Source organism: Telluria sp. PB2R4, from assembly GCF_059685695.1.
In genome coordinates this window covers 18,064-40,324 of the sequence record NZ_JCASIC010000005.1, presented here as the reverse complement: position 1 = coordinate 40,324, position 22,261 = coordinate 18,064, and the positions used below count along the sequence as shown (strand labels likewise).

At 63.0% G+C, this 22,261-nt stretch carries 22 protein-coding genes and 1 pseudogene; 10 read left to right on the top strand and 13 right to left on the bottom strand.

Features of this window, described 5'->3' with window-relative positions; translation table 11 throughout:
* Positions 1 to 69: 69 nt before the first annotated feature.
* Positions 70 to 255 carry a hypothetical protein gene (locus AC56LU_RS10195; protein WP_497175482.1) on the bottom strand — a complete coding sequence of 62 codons (186 nt, stop codon included), beginning with the start codon at positions 253 to 255 and terminating at the stop codon, positions 70 to 72.
* 147 nt (positions 256 to 402) lie between these two features.
* On the opposite strand from AC56LU_RS10195, the gene AC56LU_RS10190 reads away from it, so the two are divergent.
* Positions 403 to 1,329, top strand: coding sequence for an alpha/beta hydrolase (locus AC56LU_RS10190; protein WP_497175481.1), 927 nt, complete (start codon positions 403 to 405; stop codon positions 1,327 to 1,329).
* Here the strand turns inward: AC56LU_RS10190 and AC56LU_RS10185 are convergent.
* Positions 1,326 to 1,628 (bottom strand): 2Fe-2S iron-sulfur cluster-binding protein, encoded by a 303-nt coding sequence (locus AC56LU_RS10185; RefSeq protein ID WP_497175480.1) that lies wholly within the window; start codon positions 1,626 to 1,628, stop codon positions 1,326 to 1,328. The two genes, AC56LU_RS10190 and AC56LU_RS10185, sit on opposite strands and share 4 nt — an antisense overlap.
* Positions 1,629 to 1,742: 114 nt before the next feature.
* On the opposite strand from AC56LU_RS10185, the gene AC56LU_RS10180 reads away from it, so the two are divergent.
* From AC56LU_RS10180 to AC56LU_RS10155, 6 genes and pseudogenes are all read left to right on the top strand, one after another.
* Positions 1,743 to 2,723 (top strand): L,D-transpeptidase family protein, encoded by a 981-nt coding sequence (locus tag AC56LU_RS10180; protein WP_497175479.1) that lies wholly within the window; start codon positions 1,743 to 1,745, stop codon positions 2,721 to 2,723.
* A gap of 29 nt (positions 2,724 to 2,752) precedes the next feature.
* The gene (locus AC56LU_RS10175) at positions 2,753 to 3,499 is read left to right on the top strand and encodes a M23 family metallopeptidase (protein ID WP_497175478.1); all 747 of its coding nucleotides are present in this window, start codon (positions 2,753 to 2,755) and stop codon (positions 3,497 to 3,499) included.
* 841 nt (positions 3,500 to 4,340) lie between these two features.
* Positions 4,341 to 4,793, top strand: a complete 453-nt coding sequence (locus AC56LU_RS10170; protein WP_497175477.1) for a hypothetical protein — start codon at positions 4,341 to 4,343, stop codon at positions 4,791 to 4,793.
* A gap of 567 nt (positions 4,794 to 5,360) precedes the next feature.
* Positions 5,361 to 6,020: a hypothetical protein gene (locus AC56LU_RS10165; protein WP_497175476.1), complete on the top strand. Its 660-nt coding sequence runs from the start codon at positions 5,361 to 5,363 to the stop codon at positions 6,018 to 6,020.
* Positions 5,998 to 6,987, top strand: a complete 990-nt coding sequence (locus AC56LU_RS10160; protein WP_497175475.1) for a DUF262 domain-containing protein — start codon at positions 5,998 to 6,000, stop codon at positions 6,985 to 6,987. The genes AC56LU_RS10165 and AC56LU_RS10160 overlap by 23 nt, the downstream gene beginning before the upstream one ends.
* 489 nt (positions 6,988 to 7,476) lie before the next feature.
* Positions 7,477 to 7,679 (top strand): annotated as a pseudogene (locus AC56LU_RS10155) (IS3 family transposase); the annotation flags it as partial.
* Here the strand turns inward: AC56LU_RS10155 and AC56LU_RS10150 are convergent.
* Positions 7,654 to 8,364 (bottom strand): restriction endonuclease, encoded by a 711-nt coding sequence (locus tag AC56LU_RS10150; RefSeq protein WP_497175474.1) that lies wholly within the window; start codon positions 8,362 to 8,364, stop codon positions 7,654 to 7,656. The pseudogene AC56LU_RS10155 and the gene AC56LU_RS10150 overlap by 26 nt on opposite strands.
* A gap of 150 nt (positions 8,365 to 8,514) precedes the next feature.
* On the opposite strand from AC56LU_RS10150, the gene AC56LU_RS10145 reads away from it, so the two are divergent.
* On the top strand, positions 8,515 to 8,757 hold the full coding sequence (locus tag AC56LU_RS10145) for a M23 family metallopeptidase (RefSeq protein WP_497175473.1): 243 nt from the start codon (positions 8,515 to 8,517) through the stop codon (positions 8,755 to 8,757).
* Here the strand turns inward: AC56LU_RS10145 and AC56LU_RS10140 are convergent.
* Positions 8,751 to 10,544 (bottom strand): M4 family metallopeptidase, encoded by a 1,794-nt coding sequence (locus AC56LU_RS10140; protein ID WP_497175472.1) that lies wholly within the window; start codon positions 10,542 to 10,544, stop codon positions 8,751 to 8,753. The two genes, AC56LU_RS10145 and AC56LU_RS10140, sit on opposite strands and share 7 nt — an antisense overlap.
* A 130-nt stretch (positions 10,545 to 10,674) precedes the next feature.
* The gene (locus AC56LU_RS10135; RefSeq protein WP_497175471.1) at positions 10,675 to 12,834 is read right to left on the bottom strand and encodes a TonB-dependent receptor; all 2,160 of its coding nucleotides are present in this window, start codon (positions 12,832 to 12,834) and stop codon (positions 10,675 to 10,677) included.
* Between the two features lie 102 nt (positions 12,835 to 12,936).
* Here AC56LU_RS10135 and AC56LU_RS10130 point away from each other — a divergent pair, with 102 nt between their 5' ends.
* Positions 12,937 to 14,208: a PepSY-associated TM helix domain-containing protein gene (locus tag AC56LU_RS10130; RefSeq protein ID WP_497175470.1), complete on the top strand. Its 1,272-nt coding sequence runs from the start codon at positions 12,937 to 12,939 to the stop codon at positions 14,206 to 14,208.
* On the opposite strand, the gene AC56LU_RS10125 is transcribed toward AC56LU_RS10130, so the two are convergent.
* The 4 genes from AC56LU_RS10125 to AC56LU_RS10110 all read right to left on the bottom strand — a co-directional run bounded on the left by AC56LU_RS10125 (position 14,199) and on the right by AC56LU_RS10110 (position 17,408).
* Positions 14,199 to 14,867, bottom strand: a complete 669-nt coding sequence (locus AC56LU_RS10125; RefSeq protein ID WP_497175469.1) for a hypothetical protein — start codon at positions 14,865 to 14,867, stop codon at positions 14,199 to 14,201. The two genes, AC56LU_RS10130 and AC56LU_RS10125, sit on opposite strands and share 10 nt — an antisense overlap.
* Positions 14,868 to 14,876: 9 nt before the next feature.
* Positions 14,877 to 16,061: a zinc-dependent alcohol dehydrogenase gene (locus tag AC56LU_RS10120; protein WP_497175468.1), complete on the bottom strand. Its 1,185-nt coding sequence runs from the start codon at positions 16,059 to 16,061 to the stop codon at positions 14,877 to 14,879.
* Positions 16,062 to 16,343: 282 nt separating this feature from the next.
* The gene (gene ypfJ / locus AC56LU_RS10115; RefSeq protein WP_497175467.1) at positions 16,344 to 17,201 is read right to left on the bottom strand and encodes a KPN_02809 family neutral zinc metallopeptidase; all 858 of its coding nucleotides are present in this window, start codon (positions 17,199 to 17,201) and stop codon (positions 16,344 to 16,346) included.
* 21 nt (positions 17,202 to 17,222) lie between these two features.
* A complete protein-coding gene (locus AC56LU_RS10110; RefSeq protein WP_497175466.1) occupies positions 17,223 to 17,408 on the bottom strand; it encodes a hypothetical protein in 186 nt (61 codons plus the stop codon).
* A gap of 189 nt (positions 17,409 to 17,597) precedes the next feature.
* Between AC56LU_RS10110 and AC56LU_RS10105 the strand changes: the two genes are divergently transcribed.
* Complete coding sequence (locus tag AC56LU_RS10105; protein WP_497175465.1) at positions 17,598 to 18,533, top strand: methyltransferase; 936 nt, start codon at positions 17,598 to 17,600, stop codon at positions 18,531 to 18,533.
* A gap of 171 nt (positions 18,534 to 18,704) precedes the next feature.
* Here AC56LU_RS10105 and AC56LU_RS10100 read toward each other — a convergent pair whose 3' ends face one another.
* The 4 genes from AC56LU_RS10100 to AC56LU_RS10085 all read right to left on the bottom strand — a co-directional run bounded on the left by AC56LU_RS10100 (position 18,705) and on the right by AC56LU_RS10085 (position 22,258).
* The gene (locus tag AC56LU_RS10100) at positions 18,705 to 19,856 is read right to left on the bottom strand and encodes an extracellular catalytic domain type 1 short-chain-length polyhydroxyalkanoate depolymerase (protein ID WP_497175464.1); all 1,152 of its coding nucleotides are present in this window, start codon (positions 19,854 to 19,856) and stop codon (positions 18,705 to 18,707) included.
* 13 nt (positions 19,857 to 19,869) lie between these two features.
* Positions 19,870 to 20,286, bottom strand: coding sequence for a CopG family transcriptional regulator (locus tag AC56LU_RS10095; protein WP_497175463.1), 417 nt, complete (start codon positions 20,284 to 20,286; stop codon positions 19,870 to 19,872).
* 83 nt (positions 20,287 to 20,369) lie between these two features.
* Positions 20,370 to 21,074 carry a YjjG family noncanonical pyrimidine nucleotidase gene (locus AC56LU_RS10090; RefSeq protein ID WP_497175462.1) on the bottom strand — a complete coding sequence of 235 codons (705 nt, stop codon included), beginning with the start codon at positions 21,072 to 21,074 and terminating at the stop codon, positions 20,370 to 20,372.
* A 47-nt stretch (positions 21,075 to 21,121) separates the two neighbouring features.
* Positions 21,122 to 22,258, bottom strand: coding sequence for an acetyltransferase domain-containing protein (locus tag AC56LU_RS10085; RefSeq protein ID WP_497175461.1), 1,137 nt, complete (start codon positions 22,256 to 22,258; stop codon positions 21,122 to 21,124).
* Positions 22,259 to 22,261: the final 3 nt, after the last annotated feature.

The following is a 22,261-nucleotide window of genomic DNA, read 5'->3' as shown; positions in this document are numbered from 1 at the left end:
GCCTCTGGAAGGGGATGGATCGGCAAACAGCGGGGAAAACGGCGGGCCCGGCCCGCCGCGCACGCTTCTTCAGTGCTTGCGTTTCTGCTTGGTGCCGCCACCGGCGCCTTCGCCCTTGCCGGCCTTCACATTCGACATGTGGTCGTGGCTGCTCTTGTCGGTGTTCTGGCCGGCACGCTGCTTGGCCATTTCTTCTTCGGACCGGTTGTCCGACTGCTTGTTGGTCTGGCTATCGCCTGATTTCGACTGGCTCATCGTACTCCTCCTTGTTGACATGGTTGCACTTGGATGCAGCCTAGCATGGATGCCGATGCCGGGTTTTCAATCGTGCGGGCACTGCCGCTGGTGGCCGGAACCGGGAATCCTCGGTATAGTGGCCGCTCAAATATTTCCTGGCAGACCATGACCTTCCGCCCGCCTTTTTGTCGTCCTCTGCTTGCCGCCCTGCTTGCCCTTGGCGCGGCCGGCATCCACAGCGCATCCGCCGCCACACCCATGAAACTGGCCGATTACCTGGCGCTCGGCGGCCCCGAGCCGACTGCCCGCATTCCCTATGGCGCCGCGCCTTCGCAGTACGCGGAACTGTTCCTGCCTCCAGGTGCCGGCCCCTTCCCGGTGGCGGTGCTGGTACACGGCGGCTGCTGGACCAAGGAGTTCGGCGGGATCACCCAGCTGCGCAACATGGCGGGTGCGCTGGCGGCGCGCGGCATCGCGGTGTGGAACGTGGAATACCGGCGCAGCGACGAAGCGGGCGGCGGCTATCCCGGCACCTACCAGGACATGCATGCGGCGCTCGACTTGCTGGCGGCGCAGGCCGCGCGCCATCCACTCGACCTGGGGCGCGTGGCCGCGGTCGGCCACTCGGCCGGCGGCCAGCTGGTGCAGTGGATGGCCGGACGCGGGCGCATTCCAGCCGGCAGTCCGCTGCATCGCGCCGCGCTGCCGCTGCAGGTACGCACCGTGGTCAGCCTGGGCGGCCTGGCCGACCTGCGCAACGAAGCGGCCCTGATCAAGTCCAGCTGCGGGCGCGATACCCGCGAACTGGCCGGGGTCCCGGGGCCCGGCCGGCCCGACGTGTTCGTGGATACCAACGCGGCCGAGCTGATGCCGAACGGCAGCCGTACCTGGCTCGTCACGGGCGAGCTGGACACGATCTCGCCGCCGCGCGTGGCGCACGACTATGCGGCGCGGGCGCGCAAGGCGGGCGACGCCGCCGAAGTCGTGATCCTGCCGGGCGCCAGCCACTACGACGAAGTGGCGGCCGGCTCGCCTGCCTGGCCGATGGTGCTGGCCGTCATCGAACAGGCCCTCGGCCGTCCACAGCCTTAAACGGCGTCCCACTTCATCCGGCGTGCCAGCGGCGTCTCGAGTTCGAGATCGCCGCGCGCCACCGCCACGCAGGGCAGGATCCAGCCTTCGCGCTTTTCATCGACGGACAGGCCGGGCCACTCGATCAGGTGGACCGCCGTGCCGCTGCGCACCCGGCAGATGCAGGTGCGGCAAGTGCCGTTGCGGCAGGAACTGGGCAAGGCGATGCCGGCGGCCTCGGCCGCATGCAGGATGCTGGTGTCCGCGTCCGCCTCGAACGCGAGTCCGCCGGGCTGGAGCACGATAGTGTGGCTGGTCATGGCGGCGATTGTAGCGCGGGCGGCCTCGACCGCTTGGGTTCGTTCTCGCACAGACCCGCCAACGCTGCGGGCCTACCCTGAAGTTTCCAAAAGCAAGCATTGCAGGAAACCAAAATGAGTAAATTCACCGTAGCCCCGCTCCTCGCCGCCCTGCTGGGCGCCCTCCCCCTTGCCCAGGCACAGCAAGCCGCACCCGCCCTGGCACCCGCACAGGCAGCCGCCCCGGCCAGCCCGGCGGAGGCCAGGAAAGCCGAATTCGAACGCAACCTGCGCGCCCAGGTCCTGCTCGACCGCGCCTACTTCTCGCCCGGTGAAATCGATGGCGCCTACGGCTCCAACATGCGCCAGGCCTTGAACACGTTCCAGGCCACCCGCAAGCTGCCGGTGACGGGCAAGCTGGATGCGGCGACGTGGGACGCCCTGAACGCCGACAACACCCCCCACATGGTCACCTATACCCTGGTCGAGGCCGACGTGGCCGGCCCCTTCCGCCCGGTACCGGAAGACATGATGGACAAGGCCAAGCTGCCCGAACTCGGCTATGCCAATGTCCTCGAAGGACTGGGCGAGAAATTCCACGCCAAGCCCGAGATGCTCGCGCGTCTCAACCCTGGCAAGGACTTCAGCCGCGCCGGCGAGCAGATCGTGGTGCCGAACGTGCACGGCAAGCAGCCGCTGCCGAAGGCGGCCAAGGTCGTGGTCAAGGAAGGCCCCAAGGTGCTGCAGCTGTTCGACGCCGGCGGCGCCCTGCTTGCCCAGTACCCGGTCTCGACCGGCAGCGGCAACGATCCGCTCCCGATCGGCACGTGGAAGATCAACGGCGTGCATGCCAACCCGACCTACCATTACAACCCGAAGCTGTTCTGGGACGCCGAACCGGGCGACAAGAAAGCCAAGGTGCCGCCGGGCCCGAACAACCCGGTCGGCGTGGTCTGGATCGACCTGTCCAAGGAACACTACGGCATCCACGGCACCCCGGTGCCCGGCCACGTCGGCAAGACCGAATCGCACGGGTGCATCCGCCTGACCAACTGGAGCGCCGCCGAAGTGGCCGGCGCCGTGGCGGCGGGCCTGGAGGTCGTGCTGGAAAGCTGAAGCAGGTATAAACCCCACGGAGGATGACGATGAAATGGTTGATGACCTTCCTGCTCGGCGTGCTGGTCGGCGCCGGCGGACTGTTCGTGATGTTGCGCGCCGTGCCCGACGAGCCGGCGCCGGTGGTGGCCACTGCGCCGCCGGCTGCGGGCGTGCCGGCGGCGCAGATCGATCCCCAGCTGCCGGGCCCGCCCAGCATCCAGGCCGACCTCAGTGAATTCGACCTGCCGCTGCGTCCTCCTTCCACCGCAGTATCGGGCACCGGCGCAGGCACAGGCACGGCAACGGGCGCCCAGGCGCCGGCCGATGCGGTCGCCGCTGCCGTCCATGGCAAGCTCCTGGTGCCGGTGCAGGGGATCAAGCTCGCCAATCTCAGCGATACCTACGACCAGCCGCGCGGCAATCAGCGTCACCACGAAGCCCTCGACATCGTGGCGCCCAAGGGTACGCCGGTGCTGGCGGCCGCCGACGGCAAGGTGGCCAAGCTGTTCACCAGCAAGCCGGGCGGCACCACGCTGTACCAGTTCGACCCGGCCGAGAAGTACGCCTATTACTACGCGCACCTGGACCGCTACGCCGACGGCATCAAGGAAGGCATGGCTATCCGGCGCGGCGACGTGATCGGCTATGTCGGCGTCACCGGCAATTCCGACCCGAACGCGCCGCACCTGCATTTTGCCGTGTTCGAGCTGACGCCCGAGAAGCAATGGTGGAAAGGGACGCCACTCAATCCCTTCCCGCTGATGTCGGACGCACAAGCCGTCGCCGCCCCGTAGGCTTAAGTTCATTTCCCTGAGATTTTTGCCGCCGTACGCTGTATGTACGGCGGCATTCCTCTCACTCCAACGTTGATCTTTTGTCAGCTCAAATACATCCCCTAGTGCTCAGCAATACTGTTTTTCACGCGTTTTGTACAAGGTTTTTGCACGCGTTTGCACAAGGATTATGCAAGCCCTTTGCACGCGGACAGTGTTGCGTTTCCTATTGGAGAACGCACGTGGCATTGATCAATCGAATTGAAATCTGGTACTGGAGCAGATGGTTGACGAAGTGATGTTCAACCGATCGACTAAGACTGCTGAAAAGAAGCTTGCCGAGACGCTAGCAAAGAAGTGGGAACACAAGTTGTGCAGACAGTTGTGTACGAAGGCGAACACCCTGTCACGCTGCATGAAGCAATCGGTAGCCTTCTAGAAGTACGCAAGCACAAAGCAAGCTACGTATGAGCACGTCAGCACTGGAAGGACGCGTTGCCTAACGTGAAGATGCAAGCCCTGACGAAAGCATAACTGGAAGCGATTGCAAAAACTCGTATAGCCGAAGGCGCATCACAAAAAAATATTTCGGCGTTCGTCACGTACTGGAACGCTGTAGTCAACCACTGCATCGAACGCAAGATGCAAGCTGGTCCTAAGCTTGATCACCGATCATGAAGCAGCGTAAAGAACTCGCCAAACCACCCTTCAAATGGCGTGTTTGAAAAAAACTTGTAGTAGCTATTGAAATTAGACGGCTAACCACAACTTAGCTACATTGATGGACTAAAATGTTACAGTTCAGAAATTGATCTAGATGTTATACGACGTTTGATGTCCAACGGCGATTCTTGGAGGAATTGTGATCAAGCTAGAAAACTACAACAGACTTGTGGCGCTTGAGCAAGATGAGCAATCATTAAAAGATTATTTTGCTTATCTTATGGAGGTAAAGGATTACATCAAACAGCGTAGGCCAGTGCGTATGTTATCGCTGGAGACAGTGCGTATCGACGATTACACTGTTGATGTGTTGTGCATGAATGCAACCATTAGGTTCCATCTGCTGCCCTCATACGACAACGGCCGCTCTTGTGGTCGCGTGGTCTGTTTGCGAAAAAGTTCTTGGCTGCCAGACGCGCAGTACGACTACGTGGGCGAGTTCAGCTTTACAAAGCAGGGCGATACGGATATGCAGATTAACGAACAAGGTGAGACCCTCGGCATGAGTGCCCACCCTGACATCATCGTTATGACCTTTTTGGATCAAGCTATCGAGCAAGGTCCGCAAGCATTCGCTCAACCCAAGATTTAAATCAGTCTAAGGTTGATGCCACCTGTACGGCAGCAGTTAAGCCCTGCATACATGCGTTTTCGGGATCCGGAATCGGCCGGTGACTTACCGGCCGATGTGCTTTCTGAGATTCCTCAATAGACTCTTGAGGTTACGTGATTCGTTGAGTGCGGAGCGGGATGCATGTCATACACAGAGTATTACAGAGGGCCTGGAAAGATTCAGAAGAAACAAGCACTTACGCCGCAGGTGATCACTGCGTGCAAAGCATGTGTAAACAGCCTGCCCTGCAGCAAGCCTTCTCCTTACCTAGCACAGCCTAGCTTAGACTTCGCGGCAGCGCAGCACGTCAAAAAATGGTCATAGATCGTCACACCAGCAGCGTTTGACGCTAGCTCGACGCAGGGTAGCTCAACCGTCGTCGTAACCTTGGCGGCGCCGTTGCTCTAGCGCGAGCTAAGGCAGTAGCCTTGGCTGGCTAGATACCGATTAATCATAACTAGCATTCATTACTTGTTGCCACAAAGACAGTTAGCGAGCATACTCATGCGGTTCGACTAACTGTATGTGGTCGGCGTGCAGCACTTCTTGCTCAAAGCATTGTTCAACATAGTTCTCTGTATGCAGACTTTCCTTCAAAGATTAGGCTCAATCGATAACGACAATGGCCTACTCGACTTTTGCCGACGCACAACCTTACATGGAACTCCGGCTGTTTTTCATGGAGACGAGGATGCTTACTATGCATTTCGAAAACGCATCGCTGATAAGTTTGGCATCAGCTTTCACGAAGTCTTCATAACTGGGTCGGCTAAACTTGGCTTTAGTCCGCACAAAGGAAAACTTTTCGACCTTGATTCCGACATTGATGTTGCACTTATCTCGTCTGAACTTTACGATAGAATCATGGATTCTATTCACGCTTACCAAATGGAGTTACGAGAAAACCGTAAGGCGGTTACTTTGTACGAAATAAAAGGCTATCATAAGTTCCTTGAGTACGGCGCGATTGGATGGATGCGACCTGACCTCCTCCCGACTTCTTTCACAATGGACGACTTTAAGCAAGATTGGTTCGAGTTCTTCAAGTCAATCTCGTACGGGAATAGCGAGGTAGGGAATTACAAAGTCACGGCGGGCGCTTTCAAGAGCTACAGCCATCTGGAAAAATACACGCTTAGCGGCCTTCGGTCGTTAAGGAGTCAGCTGAAAATCGGAGCTATCAGTGCCTCTACAAATCAAACCTAGCGTTACAAATCCCACCATCGCCGATGTCTATCAGCTAATCAACGAAGGAAAGTTAGTATTGCGCCCTGACTTTCAGCGGAAGTTCGTATGGACGCATGAGCACCAAGCAGCATTTATCGACACGATGCTTAAAGGACTTCCTTTTCCTGAGATTTACGTCTGCGAAGGCGAGGTTGATGTACAGCTCTTGCGCACTACAAAACTTGTTATCGACGGTCAACAAAGGCTGACCACTATTCGAAATTACATCGAGGAAAAGCATGATCATCCTCTAACTTCTGTGCCTACCTATCAAGAATTAACCCGGGAGCAGAAACAAGATTTTTTATCTTATCAGATCGTGATGCGAGATCTCGGCAAAGTCGACGATGAGACGACGCGAGAAATTTTCAGACGCATCAACCTAACGAAATTCAAGCTAGATGATATTGAAATTCATAACGCTGTCTATGACGGCCATTTTATTCAGGCCGCCAAAAACATTTTAGCGAACGTAGACTTTGAGCAGTATGGCGTACTGAGAGAGTCAGAGTTCACGCGTATGGCAGACCTCCACTTCATCCTATTAGTGATGGCAACATTGGAAAACGGTGGGTATTTTGTCCAAGACCGTGAAGTTGAGCCAAAGGTAGCAGGGTACAACGAGGAATACCCGAACCGCGACCACATGATTGCACTCTTGATCAAGACGTTTTCAATTATTAGTGATCTCAACCTGCCGGTTGACTCGATGTGGTTCAGGAAGTCGAATTTCTTTACGCTGGTCGTAGAAATCGCAAAACATGTCGATGCCCTGCCGAAAGACTTCAAGGAAAAACTGATTGCGTTGGAGGAAAACGTGATGGCCAATCGATCTAATACTGAATCGGAATTCTACCGATACTACTCATACATGTATCAAGCAACGCACAAGAGAGTTGCCCGCGTAGTAAGGGCAGAATTCTTCGAAAAGTACTGCTTGCGTTAAAAGTAACAGTTCGAATAAAAAGCCCGCACATGGCGGGCTTCGCTTGGAATGCTGGCTGATTACGCTGATGGTGCTTCTTCTTTTGCTTTACGTGGATTGCGCATAGTCTCGCGGAATGATTGATCGAGTTAACCATTTGCAGTAGCTTTAGCAGCTACTACAAACTTGGTCGCCCCTTCCACATCGTTGACCTGGAAGTATTGCGTCCCGTTGATCCGCATTGCCAAATTACGCTTGCGAAAAGTAATCACGAAGCCACCAGGGATTTTCTTGGAGAATTTTCCCTGATCTGCGTTTTGAGTAATGAGCTTGATCGTCTCGTCCCAGTTTGCAGCGAATTTCGTGCGTGCGTTAATTACCGGGTCGCGCGTTATAGCAACTTGGGACAGATCGGTAATTGCAGTGGCGAGTGTGCCCAGTTGTGCCAGAAAGCCGGTACTTCGGTATTAGCCAGGGTGTCAGCTGCAGTCGTGTTCTTTGCCATTTTATCGTCGGATTTACGCTACCTGAGATGAGGCCAAGGAGGACATCTTCGACTATATCGAGATGTCCTACAATCCGAAGGGCCGGCCAGCTTCTGCAATGACATGTCGCCGGTCAGGTATGAAAGGCAGTATTTCCAGCGCTCTCGAGTGTCTAGAAGAGCTGTGGCGATTCACCTACTCATTAGGTACATTTCTGCGAGGCAATAGCATGTTCTGCATTCGTGAGCTTGTTCTCAAGCTCATCAATTAAGGGTGTCAAGGTGTCGAGAACGTCGTTAACAGAAACAAATTCACGATCTTTCCCGAACAAAACTAGCGCCTGGATTGAGTCCGGTTTGAACGGATACATGGCTCGCAACGCCCGTATTAACACGTCGTTGGCCATTTCCAAGACCATCCATCCAGAGTATCCAGAGTCGCCGAGATCTGAACGGATTCCATGTTCGATCCTGTCGCGCTTCGGTATGTCCCAATAGCGGGTTCGACAAACAGTAGTTCGGTCAAAAAGTTCACGAAGCCTCATCGCGGAAATGTCTCCCCCGGCCGTGACACGTACGTTCTCAAGGGATGTAGGCTGGACATTCGTCAGCTGGGCAGCCTCGATCGCCCCACTCTGAAAACCGGCTTCACAAAGGAGAATCCCGCGATCAGCCCCGGTATCGGCTACGATTTCACGAAGACCAAGGACGTGTAACTTAGAAACCGGCGTTTTCCAATGCTTGCATTCTACAAGCCAAGTAATGTCGAAACCGGCATGATGTGATCTGACAACTACATCTATGTCGTGCGTGGTACGAACCCCCTGAACAGTCACGTTTGTGGCCGCATCCAAACCCATGGATCGGAACAGCGCGGCGGCTTTCTCCTGGTAGTCGTACCAATCTTTGCTCATAGCATCTGCTGTAAATGTCGATGCCAGATGCTACCTGGAAGTTTGTATAGTCACAACCTCACTAGGTGAGTGGCATCTGTTTGCACAAATTTTGCACGTGCACGCTTATCGACGGTTCCGCCCTACTGGCGTCTGACTGTTTGGCAATTGTTGCCTTACGCCTATTACTACGCGCACCTGGACCGCTACGCCGACGGCATCAAGGAAGGCATGGCTATCCGGCGCGGCGACGTGATCGGTTATGTCGGCGTCACCGGCAATTCCGACCCGAACGCGCCGCACCTGCATTTTGCCGTGTTCGAGCTGACGCCCGAGAAGCAATGGTGGAAAGGGACGCCGCTCAATCCCTTCCCCCTGATGACTGACCAGGCAAGCGTCGCCGCGGCTCAGTAAGGGGTCGCGACGGCGCCGGGTTCGTCCACGTCGGCGCCGACGTTGATGGCGGCATAGGCACGCTGCACGGCGACCGCCTCGCGGCTGTCCTTGCCGTACAGGTCCGTCGCCGCTTCGATCATCTTGGCGCGCGCGTCGGCGTAGTTGGTCGAGGACGTGAACTTGGTGGTGTTTGCATGGAACCAGATGCGGAAAGCCTTGTCCATGCCGATGCCGCTCATCGCCTTCGGCTGCTTGACCAGGTACTTGCTGTAGTGGTCGCCCGCGCTGTCGTCTTTCGAGCCGCGCGACAGGAAATAAAACATGCGGTTGTTCGGCCCGCTGCTGTAATGCACGTCGAGGCGGCGCAGCGAGGTGCTCCAGGCGTCCGGACTGCTGCCGTCCTTGCTTGGCCGGAACATCCAGCGCAGCGGCGTGGCATTCCTGCTGATCTCGGTGCCCAGCTGCCAGTCGTTGCCCTCTTCCGGAAACCTGTCGCCCTTGCCGCCTGCGCGCGCATACGCTTCCACGACCTCGCCCGAGATATCCGAACTCGATTCGTTCAGGCCGCCCGATTCTCCCGAATAGATCAGGCTTGATGTGGCGGCGGTAATGCCATGCCCCATCTCATGGCCGACCACGTCGATCGCCCCCAGGCTGGTGAAGTAGGTGCCGTCGCCGATGAACATGCACTTGCAGGTGTCGCTGTAGTAGGCGTTATCGTAGCCGCGGTTGACGTGGGCCGCGATGTAGGTGGCCGTGTCGCGCCCGTCCAGGGCCAGCCAGCCCAGCACGTTCTTGTGGGCGTCGTAGGTGTTCATCAAGCCCCACATCGCATTGACCGCCGCGGTCTGGCCGTTAACGCCCGTGGTGTTGCCGCCCTCGACGAACTGCTTGCCGTCGCCCCAGGTATTGGTGGCGTTGGTGTACAGCTTGCCGGCACTGCTGCCGTTATTGGCATTGGTGATCGCCATCGCCCCGAAGGTACCGCCCTTGCCGCGCTCCGGATCGCGCATCTGGTACACGCCGTTGTTCAGGGTGGTGCTGAGCGGGACCTCGCCGTTGTACTGGCTTTTTCCCACGCCGGCGACGGTCTGCAGCATGCTCCACTGATCCAGCACCGCCGCGTCGCGCGCGCTGACGATGGTGTCGTAGTAGACCGGCTGGTCACCCACGCGCATGCGGGTGCGCACCAGGTAGGCCAGCTCGTAGCGCTCGACCACGTCCTGCACGTCGAGGGCATTGAGCTCGGCTTCTTCCTTGGCGCCGGCGCCGACCACCCGCTGCATGCGCATCACCGGGTAGATCAGCAGCTCGGCATTCGGCTTCACCACGTGCACCGCGTTCGGGCCGGCGCTGGGGGCCAGGGAGTCCAGCGCCGCCGCGATCGCCGCGCGGCTGTTGATCTGCGGCACGACGCTGAAGCTGGCGGTGAGCGCGCCGAGGCGGTTGGCAGTGCCGCTGCCAAGATGCTGGCGGCGCTCGGAGGCGGATTCGGACACGATCTTCAGGGACTTGTCGAGCACCACCACCGATTCGGAACCGAACACCCGCAAGCCCTTCCAGGTATGGGCCGCGCGCAGGATCTGGGTGCCACCGGCGCCGGGATGCTGGGCCGTGAAGCGGTAATGGTGGTCGGGGTCCAGGCCCTTGGCCTGGCGCTGCGCCGCCAGCTGGGCCAGCACGGCGGTCTTCGCCGTGCTGCTCAAGGTCGTGGGCGGGCTCATCATGGGCGCCGCATGGAGGGGCTGCGCGAGCAGCAAGGCGGCGCCGAGCAGCGCGGCCGGGAGGGTGGTGTGCGTGGTCATCTCGTCTCCGTCGGTGGAAACGCGGCCCGCGGATGGGCCGCCCACCGGACAGTGTGGACGAGCTCAGCAGAAAGGATTTGCTTGAGCGCAACGCTCAAGCAGACAGGCCTGCCCTTGGAACTTCTGGCTCTTAGAAGCTCCGGTTCCAGCTCAGCGCCAGCGTGCGTCCGCGCCCGGCATAGGTCGCGTTGACATCCACGCTCGATGCCGACTGCGAGTAGTAGCCGACGTAGTATTTGTCGAACAGGTTCTCGAGGCTCAGGCCGAAGCGGCCGAGGCGGGTCTCCCAGGTGACGGCGGCATCGACCAGGGTATAGCCCTGGAAGTGCTCTTCGAGGTTGCTGGTGCCGACGCGGCGGCCGATGTTGATGTCGCGGTCGCGCAGGTGGGTGGCCTGCAGGCGCAGCTGGCCCTGCGGCCGGAAGTTCCAGTTGCCGCCCACTACCGCCTTGTCCGGTCCCTGCGAGCGCGCGCCCAGGTCGAGGTCCATCGGCGCGCCCTGGGTCGCGGCGGTCTTGCCGTCCAGCGTGGCCCAGGTGCCGAACACGCTCCACGCCTTGCTCGGGCGCCATTCGGCATTCGCTTCCCAGCCCTTGACCGTGGTCGGCACGCGCTCGACCACGCCAAGGCCGGCGGACGTGATGCGGATCACGCTGCCCAGCTTGGAGCGCGAATCGTAGCGCGACAGGCCGAACTGGCCCTGGCTGCCGCGCCAGTTGATGCCGACTTCGTTGTTGCGGGTGACGATGGGCTGCAGGCTGATCAGGCTCGAGACCGACTGGTTGGGCACCGCCACCGCGCGCAGCACCAGGCCGGCGTCGGGCAGGCCAAAGCCTTCCGAGCTGCCGGCGAAGGCGGACCAGCCAGGAGCGAAACGCCAGACCACGCCGATATTCTTGACCGCTTTCGAGAACTCGGCCGAGCCGCCCTGCACTTGCCGACTACCGTAGGCCGCCAGGGTGGTGTAGGTGTCGACGTCCAGTTTGGCGTCTTCGTAGCGCACGCCGCCGCGCACGGTCAGCGGGCCGAACTCGTATTCGAGCTGGGCGAAGGGCGCCAGCGAGCGGAACTTCAGCTCCGGCACCCAGGTGCGGCCGGTACTGGCCAGGCGCTGCTGGGGATTGTCCTGCAGCCAGTCGACTCCGGTCGTCAGTTCCAGACCCGGTACGACCAGGTCCGGCCGCACCCAGGTGATGCGCGAGCCGCGCTTGTCGGTCACGACCTGCGACTGGTCCCACAGGGTCCCGACGGGCGCGATCGTGCGGTCCTGGAAGGTAGAGGTGTTGGTGGCGCCGTACAGCGCGGAGAATTCGTGGCCGAACAGCTGCACGGCCAGGCTGCCGCCGGCCAGGTCGTCGTGGCGGTAGTCGACGCTGGCGCTGCGCACCTTGTTGCGCGGTGGCATGCCGATCGGCGTTCCCGGTGCGGAACTGGTCGGCACACCCTGGGCCAGCTTGCCCGGCACGCCGCGGTAGTCGCCGTCGCCGGCCAGGTCGAAGCGGTTCAGGCTGAGCTGCAGGCGCTGGGCCCCGAAGGTCTTGCCCATTTTCAGGAACAAGTCGTTGCCGTGCGAATCCATGGTGTCGCCCTGCACCGCATCGATTCCCAAGCGGCGGCCACTGCCGTCGTAGCCCATGCCGCGGCGCTGCACGCTGGCGTAGGCCAGCAGGTCGAAGTCGCCGGATTTGTGGGTAACGGTCAGGCCGGTCTTCCAGTCCAGGCTGTCGGACTCGAACTGGCTGGCGAAGCGGGTGTTGACGCTGTAGCTCGTCCCCTCCCTGCGCGGGGTCTTGGTGATGTAGTTGATGATGCCGCCGGTCGCACCCATCCCCTGCATGGCCGAGGCGCCGTTGATCACTTCGATGCGCTCGATGATGGCGCTGTCGGCGAAGTAGCCTTCGCGCATGCCGGCGCGCAGCGGGTTCGATTGGGGGATGCCGTCGAACAGGATCAGCGGCTGGCGGCCGCGCAGCGATTCGCCGGTCGAGGTCATCTTCTGGCGGCTCGGCGCGTAGCCCGGCACATAGGTCGACAGGGCCTGCGACGGGTCATCCGCGATCAGGTACTGGGTCGCCAGTTCCTGCTGCGTGATCACCGAGACCGCACCCGGAATCCTGTCGATGGCCCTGGCAGTGCGGGTGGCGGTGACGACCACCGAGGCGAGTTCCTGTTCCTGTGCCTGCTCCTGTGTCTGCTCCCGGGAGGGCGTCTGCTCCTGGGCAGCGGCGCAGGACATGGCCATCAGCATGCAGGCGGCGACGATGGGCTTGATCGGGTTGGTCTTGTTCATGGATTCGAAAGGGCTTACTCAGCAGGAATCCCGAAATGATAATCGTTATCAAGTAAACACGCAATATCGAGAATCGTTCTCATTTCGGTTATCATGCGGTGCATGAAACCGCTCATCCGTACCATTCACCTCTGGGCCGGCCTTGTTTTCGGCACCATCCTGGTCCTGCAAGGCCTGACCGGCACCGTGATCGGCTGGCGCCACGAGCTCGACGCCTGGCTCAATCCGGGACTGTTGCAGGTGGCGCCACCTCCGGGCTTCGATGCCGGCGCCGAAGCCCGTCCCGCGCCCGCCCAGGTGGCGGCGGTCGCCGCGCGCCTGGCGGGCGACCCGGCCTACGGGCGCCCCGACACCCTGTTCCTGCCCGAGGTGCACGGCGATGTGTACGTGGCCTGGTATCGCCCGGAGAAGCCGGCCTCGCGCTGGTCGCAAGGGGTGACCCGCCAGGTCATGGTCGACCCGGCCAACCTGACTGTGCTGGGTGAGCGCAACTGGGGCGAAGCCGGCCTGTCGCGGCCACTATTGATGCCGACCCTGTTCCACCTGCACCGTTACCTGATGTCCGGGGACGCGGGCAAGCTGGTGATCGCGGTGCAGGGGGTGGCGCTGATGCTGCTGTGCTTGAGCGGCATCGTGGTGTGGTGGCCGAAGCCGACCCTGTCCGCGTTCTGGCATGCCATCACCGTGCGGCGTGGCGGCAACTGGCCGAAGTTCAGCTTCCAGCTGCACCGCGCGGCCGGCTTCTGGGTGGCGCCGGTGCTGCTGGTGCTGGCATTTTCCGGGGTGTACTTCAATGCGCCGGACTGGGTGACGCCGGCGATCCGTGCCGTCGCGCCGTTGACGAAGAACGAGAAGGTGGCCAACGCCAGCCGGAAAGACGCGCCACGCATCGGGCCTGACGCGGCGATGGCGGCGGCGCAGGCGCGCTACCCGGAAGCGCGAGTCTCGCGCATCGGCATTCCGGCCAAGCCGGAGCAGCCCTTTGAGGTCCGGGTGCGCCAGCCGGGCGAACTGCGCCACGGCCCGGGCGCCACCCGCGTCAGCGTGGACGCCGGCAGCGGCGCCGTGCTGCGATCGATCGATCCGATGGCCGCGCGCGGCAGCGACTGGTTCGTCAGCACCCTGTACCCGCTGCATACCGGCGAAGCGTTTGGCCTGGCCGGCCGCATCCTGGTCAGCGTGGTGGGCCTCACCCCGCTGATTTTCTTCGTCACCGGCCTGGTGGTCTGGCTCAAGTTCCGCCGCAAGCCGGCCAAGCGCAAACCAGCGAGGGGAAACCCAGCTGCCGGCGAGCCGACGCCGCACCCTGCCCCGGCCATGGCCTGCGCCCCAGTGGGCGCAGGCCCTGAACGACTGGGTGCTACTCAGCGGTAGTAGCGCTTGCCGTAGCGGTCACCCTGGTAACGGTCGTCCCCGCGATCGCTCTCGTAACGGACGTCGTCGCGGTCGCGCCGCTTCATCAGGTAGACCGCCGTGCCAACCACGGCGGCGGTGATCGCCACCTTCTTCGCCAGCCCGGCCGGGTTGTGCTTCATCTCGGCCTTGATGCCCATCTCGCCCAGCACGTTCGGGACGTGCCCGTGCGCCAGGTCGTCGACCACCCCTTCGACCATGTTGACGCGATCGGCCAGCAGCAGGAGCAGCCAGTGGCGCAGGTCGTTCTCGCTCGCCTTGAACGCCATGCGCCGGATCATGCCCGACAGGCCCGAGGGCGGCTGGACGGTGCCGAACACCTGGGTAATGCCAGGGCGCTCGGACGAGACCAGGATCTCGACCTTTTCCTGCTGCTGCTCGGGGTCGCCCTGGGGCTGGTTGATGAAGCGCGGCGGGGTGCGTTCCATCGGCACGCCAGGCCGGTTCTTGTGGTCGAGGTCGGCGCCCCAGCCGTTTATGTGCTGCAATTCCTGGCGTGAAGGACGGCGCGGCGCGACGTGGCCCTGGCTCGGGTGCTGCTGCAGGTGGCCGTGATCATGGTCATGCCCGTGCGCGTGGCCATGGTGCTTGTGTTCAGTCATGTCGTTGCGTGGTTCCATGGTCGCTCCTTAATGCATTGCGCTGGCCGAGACTGCCTTGACCTGATTGGCATTCGGCGGGATCAGGATGGTCTTGATGCAGTTATCCAGCTTGCCCGAGAAGATGTGATAGGCGTCCGACACCTCTTCCAGCGGCACCCGGTGGGTGATGATTTCTTTCGGATTCAGGCGCCCTGCCCGGATGTGCTCGATCAGGCGCGGCAGGTGGCGGCGTACGCTGGCCTGGTTCATGCGCAGGGTCAGGCCCTTGTTCAGCGCATTGCCGATCGGGACCGCGTTGAAGGTCGGGCCGTACACACCGACGATCGACACGTTGCCGCCCTTGCGCACCGAGTTGATGCACCAGTGCAGCGCGGTGGCCGAACCGGCCTGGGCCATCATGTAGCGCCCGGTGAGCGTCTGCATGGCGTTGCCCGAGGCTTCGCAGCCGACCGCGTCGATGCAGACGTCGGCGCCCATCCAGTCGGTCATCTTCTTGATGTGCTCGGCCATGTCGCGCACTTCCTTGAAGTTGACCACCTCGCACTGCGCATAGCGCTTGACGAACTCCAGCCGGTACTCGATATGGTCGACCACGATGACGCGCCCCGCGCCCATCAGCCAGGCCGACTTGGCCGCGAAGATGCCGACCGGGCCGGCGCCGAACACGACCACCGTATCGCCTTCCTGGATGTCGCCCATCTCCGCCGCCTGGTAGCCGGTCGGCACCGCGTCGGTGAGCAGCACCGCGTCGTCGTCGTGGATGTCGTCGGGAATGATCATCGGGCCGACGTCGGCCATCGGGACGCGCACCAGCTCGGCCTGGCCGCCGTCGTAGCCGCCCGCGGTGTGCGAGTAGCCGTAGATCGAGCCGACCGCGGTCGATTCCGCGTTCATGTTGTGACAATTGCCGTAGAGTTCGCGGTCGCAGAAGAAGCAGGATCCGCAGAACACATTGAACGGCACCAGTACCTTGTCGCCGACCTTCAGGTTCTGGACTCCGGAGCCGACATCTTCGACCACGCCGATGAACTCGTGGCCGAAGGTGTGGCCGACGCGGGTGTCGGGCACCAGGCCATGGTACAGGTGCAGGTCCGAACCGCAGATGCAGGACCGGGTGACGCGCACGATGGCGTCGCCCGGGTGCTCGATGACCGGGTCGGGCTTGTGATCGGCGCGGACGCGATAGGGCCCGCGGTAGTTCATTGCCAGCATAACTCCTCCTCGATTGGGTTGACGACAGGATTCACATCGCCCGCCAGCTCGGCGGGCTTTGCAAATACGTTATGTCAGAACACCAAGGAATGCGATGCGCGCACGGAAACGAACAAGCGGTTTTCATCCGCTTTCAGGGAGGGAGGCGCTCAACGGGGATTTGTCCTACAAGCGGTTCGGTTTTCGTAGGGCGGGCGGGTCCCCCGCCCGCGCGTTCAACTACGGCATGCGCAGCCACAGCGTATCGTCAAGTTGAACGCGGGTACGGCGAAGCCGTAAACCCTACAGCTGCCGTGCCTCGAAGGTGTTGCACTGCTCCACGCTGCCGGTCTCCAGCCCGCGCGTGAACCAGCGCACCCGCTGCGCCGAGCTGCCATGGGTGAACGAGTCCGGCACCACCGTGCCCTGCGACTGGCGCTGCAGCGCGTCGTCGCCGATCGCGGTGGCCGCGGCCATCGCCGCTTCGACGTCGCCCGGCTCGATCACCTGCTTGCGCTGGTTCGCCCAGATGCCGGCGAAGCAATCGGCCTGCAGCTCGAGCCGCACCGACATGGCATTGCCCTGCTTCTCCGACGCATTGCGCTGCGCATTGCGGACCTGGTCGGAGATGCCGAGCAGGTTCTGGACGTGGTGCCCCACCTCGTGCGCGATGACATAGGCCTGGGCGAATTCGCCGGCCACCTGGAAGCGCTGCTCCATCAGGCGGAAGAAGCTCAGGTCGATATAGACCTGGCGGTCGGCCGGGCAATAAAAGGGGCCGGTGGCGCTGCGTCCGGTGCCGCAGGCGGTGCCGGTGGCGTTCTCGAACAGCACCAGCCGGGCCGGCTGGTATTGCGCGCCCTGGGCCGCGAACAGCTGGGCCCAGGCATCCTCGGTCGAGCCGAGCGTCGCGCGTACGAATTGCGTCTCGCGGTCATTGGCCGGCGCAGCCTGTGGCCCTTGCGGTCCCTGCTGCACCGCGACGGGCGGCCCGCCGCCACCGAGGAATACGCTCGGATCGATGCCGAAGAACACGCTGCCGATCAGCGCCACGACCAGCGTACCGATCCCCACGGTCTTGCCGCCGATGCCGAAGCCCCCGCCGCCGCCGCCACGGCGGTCTTCCACGTTATCGCTCTGGCGTTCACCTTCCCATTTCATGTTCGCCTCCTTGTGTTGCGCTCAGCGCCCGGGATGGCGCTTGAGCGTGCCTGTATCGGCACGCTCGCGCGCGTCCTTCAGGCGAAATTCTTCTTCCTGCGATCCCAGGCCGCTTCTCGCCTCGTCATGCAGCGCGCGCTCATGGCGTTCGCGTGCGATCTCGCGCTCCAGCCGGCCAGCCGGCCCCTCACGATCCCTGTGCGCCATGTCGTTCTCCTCAACGGTGAGCCGGACCCAAGCCGACCTGAACAATGTTCCTGTGATCGAGTATGGGCGTCAGCCGGGGCGCGCACTGTTCGGGTATTCACATAGCGGTGGAAATTTCCCTTCTCCAAGGCGGCAATCTGCGTTAGCTGGCGCACAGCGCCCGCGCCCCGCGCATGCGAGGCTGGCGCAATGACAAATCCCCACGCCAACGCCCTGGTCGCCGTCGGCCGCTACCTGCGCGAGCACGACTACCGTTTCGTCACGGTGACGCCCTCCACCCACCGCCGCATCAACCGCCGTCCCGGCAACGAGCGCGCCGCCGACCTGCGCGGCATCTTCGGCTGGAGCCGGCCGTTCGCGTCCGCCGATGTGGCGCCGGAACTGCTGGACCTGATGCGCGAGGCCGGCATCGTCGAGGCCGACGGCGCCCTGCTGCGCTCGACCCTGCGCGCGTCGACCCTGGGGGAGCTGCTGGTGTTCCATTCGGCCTACCCGACCGATGACGACGATTCGGTCTTCTTCGGCCCCGACACCTACCGCTTCGTCGGCACCATGGGACGGGCCTTTCCCTGGCTCGGCTCTGGACCGACCCGGGCGCTGGACATCGGTTGCGGCGGCGGCGCCGGCGCGCTGGCGATCGCACACAAGTTCCCGCATGCCGAAGTGATCGGCGCCGACATCAATACCCGGGCGCTGGCACTGACGGTGGTGAATGCGGCGCTGGCGGGGCTGCCCAACCTGCGCGCCTGCCACAGCGACCTGTTCGATGGATTGGAGGGGGATTTCGACCTGATCGTGTCGAACCCGCCCTATGTGCTCGACCCCAGCGAACTGCCCTACCGCCATGGCGGCGGGATGCGCGGCGCCGAGCTGTCGGTGCGGATCGTCCGCGAAAGCCTGGGGCGGCTGCGCCGCGGCGGCAACCTGATGCTGTACACCGGGGTGGCGATCACCGGCGCCCAGGATGCATTCCTGGAAGCGGTCCGGCCCGACCTGGAAGCGCAGTGCGACCACTGGAGCTATGAAGAGCTCGACCCCGACATCTTCGGCGGCCAGCTGGGCGAGCCGGGCTACGAAGACGCCGAGCGGATCGCGGCCGTGTGGCTGCACGCGATCAAGCGCTAAGTACTCGACAAGAAATAAATGTGAGTTTTGGCAAACAGAACCGGATGCGATGCAAGGCGGCGAGTGCGCCGCAGTGCGAGCACTGCAAGCACGAGCCAACGCAGCAGCGCGCCGGTTATGGCAGCCAAAAACACATTTATTTAAGGGCGAGTACTTTGCGCCCAGCTAGCGCTAGCGCGACTGCTCGAGGAAGAACGAGAGCATCTCCGTCGACGCGCAGGGGCCGCTGGCATCGGTATGCGACCCGGCCGCCTTGCCCCCAACCCACGCGTGCCCAACGCCGTGCACCAGCCAGTGCTCGGCCACGCGCCGGCCATCCGCATGGCGCCAGCCGGTACGGGTGAACTTCCGCCCGCCGGCGTCGCCGCTGTGGCGCTGCTGCTGTAATCCGCCTCCAGCGTGCGCTCCCGTGAACTGCTTCAACACGGCCTCGCCGTTCCCCGGATGGACCAGGTGGTCGGCATCGCCATGGAACACGATGACCGGCACGCCCTGCCCGGCTGCCGCCGGCTTGGGCGGATGTTTCATCGCATGCAGGCCGGAAATCATGTCCTTGCCGGTGCCGGCCGCCAGGCCGGAGTGAATGCCGACCGCCGCGTACAGCTCGGGATACTCGGCGCCGAGGATGGCCGCCATCGCGCCGCCCGCCGACAGGCCGGCCGCATACACGCGCTTCGGATCGGCGCCATGCTCGGCGGCGATCTGGCGCGTCATGGCGGCGATGATCGCCGGCTCGCCTCCGCTTGCGCGCTGGTGGCCGGGCTCGAACCAGTTCCAGCAGCCGTTATGGTTGGCGCCGCGGTCCTGCTCAGGATACAGCACCAGGCAGCCGTGTTCCTCGGCCACCGTGTTCATCGCGGTGCCCGCCGCGAAATCGCCGGCATTCTGGGTACAGCCGTGCAGCATCACCACCAGCGGCCGCGGGCCCTGGGCGGCGCTCGCCGGTACATACAGCCGGTAGCGGCGCCGGCCTTCGGCACAGGCGAACGTGCCTTCGGTGAAGCTGCCCGGGCCCAGGTCGGCCGGGGGACGGGGCTGGCGTTTCCAGGCGGGGCGCGCGCCGGGCATCGGGTGGCCCGGGCGCGCCTTACGTACCGCCGGGGCCTCGGTCGAGCTGGTACGCGCCGCGCCCGGCGGTGGCGCAGGAGGAGGATTCAGGTCGATGATGGTCGGGCCGTCGTCTTGCGCGGTCCCGCCGGCGGGCATGAGCCCGGCCTGCTGGAGTGCGCGCTGGATGACTTCGGTGGCGGCGGCCGGGTCGCCGGTGCGGACCCGTTGGGCCGACGCCATCATGTGGCGCAGGAATTCGTCGATGGGTTTCATGGAATGCTGTCCTTTAATTGTGAATACGGTCGGCAAGCGCCTGCCTGACGGCGGGCGATGCGATGAAGGCGCCGAGGACCTGGACCGATACGATCGCGGCGGCCGCCAGTTCCGGCGTCACCTCGTCCTCGATCACGGCCAGTCCCAGCACGTGGATCTCGAGGCGCTGGCCGCCGGCTACCACCTCTTCGAGCTCCCTGCGGCTGTAACGATGCTGGCCCAGCACGTAGCGCTTGCGGACCACGATCTGGCGCAATGCATCGGCATGCGCCAGTAATTGGTTGCGGATGGCGGTACGGACGAAGTCCGTACGGTTCGAATAAAAACCTTCGTTGACGAGCAGGTCGACCTGGGCCAGGTCGACCAGGCCGACATTGACGGTGACCTTGTCGCTGTCGGGTACGCGCTGCAGGGGGGTAGTGGCGTGCATTATCTTCTCCTTATACTCCATGTGGAGTATAACGGGAGTATTTCAACCCCTGTGACGCGAAAAGCCGACAAATTGTGCGGTTGTCAGGCCGCCTGCGCCAATCGTTTGAATGCGGGAACGACCTCGTCCAGAGTGGCGACTTCGCAGCTGGGCAGCGCCTGGCTGTCGTTGACCAGGCCGCCGGGATTGAACCAGCAGCTGTCGATGCCGAAGCGGTTGGCGCCGAGGATGTCGGCATCCAGGCGGTCGCCGACGATGATGGTGTTGCGTTTCGAGAAAGTCCGGGCCATCGCGGCGGTATACGCGAAAAAGCGGCTGTCCGGCTTGGCATGGCCGCAGGCTTCCGAGGTGGCGACAAAGGCAATGTGCCCGCCCAGTCCCGAGTTGGCGATGCGCCGGTGCTGGATCTGGTGGACGCCATTGGTAATGATGCCGACCTCGCCGACCGCGCACAGGGTTTCGCACAGGCGCAGGGCGCCGTCGACCAGCACCACCGTGTCGGACAGGGCGTCGAGATAGAGAAGGCTGGCGCGCTCAGGGTCCAGGTCGAGCCGGCCTGCGGCGAAGGTCTGGCGGAAGCGCTCGACCTTCAGCAGCTCTTTCGATACGGTGCCCAGCTCGAAGGCGCGCCACAGCGCCAGGTTGATCGTTTGATACTGCTGGAACCGCGCCTCGACATCGCCCTGCACGCCAAGTTCGCCCATGGTGCGCACGAAGGACAGGCGTTCGGAGGCCTTGAAGTCGAGGAGCGTGTCGTCCAGGTCGAACAGGAATAATCGGTGTTTCACTACTCGTACACTACAGTTGCCGGGCCGCCGATGGTAGCACGTGCCGGCTACAGGTACTTGAGCCAGGCGATGTCGCGCCGCCGCGCCTTGAGCCGCGCAAAGGCCTGCACCGCCGGGTACAAGGCCACGCACAGCAGCAGCGCCAGCGCCCATACCGGCGCCACCCCGTCGAAACGGGCCGCGTCCGGGTCGACAGCCGTCACCGCGACGAACAGCAGCTTGAGCACATACAGGTGCGCGATATAGAAGAACATCGGCGCCGCGCCCAGCACCGACAGCCGGCGCGCCAGCGCGCCATCGCGGCGTTCCAGCAGCACGAGCAGCAGCAGGCCGATCCCGAGCGTCAGCGCCGTGAACAGCAGCGACGGCGGATACTTGGTGACGTTGAAGAAGCCCATCACGGTCTCGGAGGCCGAGGCGCCCGCCGTCCAGGGCCGGTCGCCGTAGACATTCAGCGCCCGCAGCAGCACGAATCCGCCCAATGCGCCCGCCGCCCAGCCGAGCAGCCGGCGCCGGCGCTGCACCGGGACGAAGCCCGCTCCGAACCACGGCCCGCAGGCGTAGCCCAGGCAGATGATGCCGATCCATGGCAGCACCGGGTAGGAGGTGCGCAGGCGGAGCGCGTCGCCCAACACGAGCCAGCCGCGCTCGTGCAGCACGGCCCAGATCGCGTGCAGCGGATGGCCGGCTGCGAAGTGCAAGCCATCCAGCAGGTTGTGGCCGGCGACGATCGCCAGCCCGAGCGTGGCCAGGGCCATACGCGGCAGGCGCACCAGCGCCGCCAGCGCCAGCATCGACAGGCCGATGGCCCAGATCACCTGCAGGTAGATCACCTTGGGCGGGAAGCTGGCGGTCCAGGCGAAGTTGACGACGGTGAGCTCGAGCGCGACCAGGAACAGGCCGCGCTTCCATAGGAAGCCGGCGGCCGCGGCCGGGCCGTCCGGCTGGCGCGCGCCGTACAGGAAGGCCGACAGGCCGGTCAGGAACACGAACACCGGCGCGCACAGGTGCGCCACCAGGCGCGACGCGAACAGCGGGCCGGAGGTCGCCGCCACGTCCATCGGGTCGGACACCTGCAGGTGCAGCAGGAAGGTCTCGCGCACGTGGTCGGCGAGCATGAACACCATCACCAGGCCACGCAGCGCGTCGATGGAGGTGATGCGGGAACGGGTTGGATTGGTCATGGG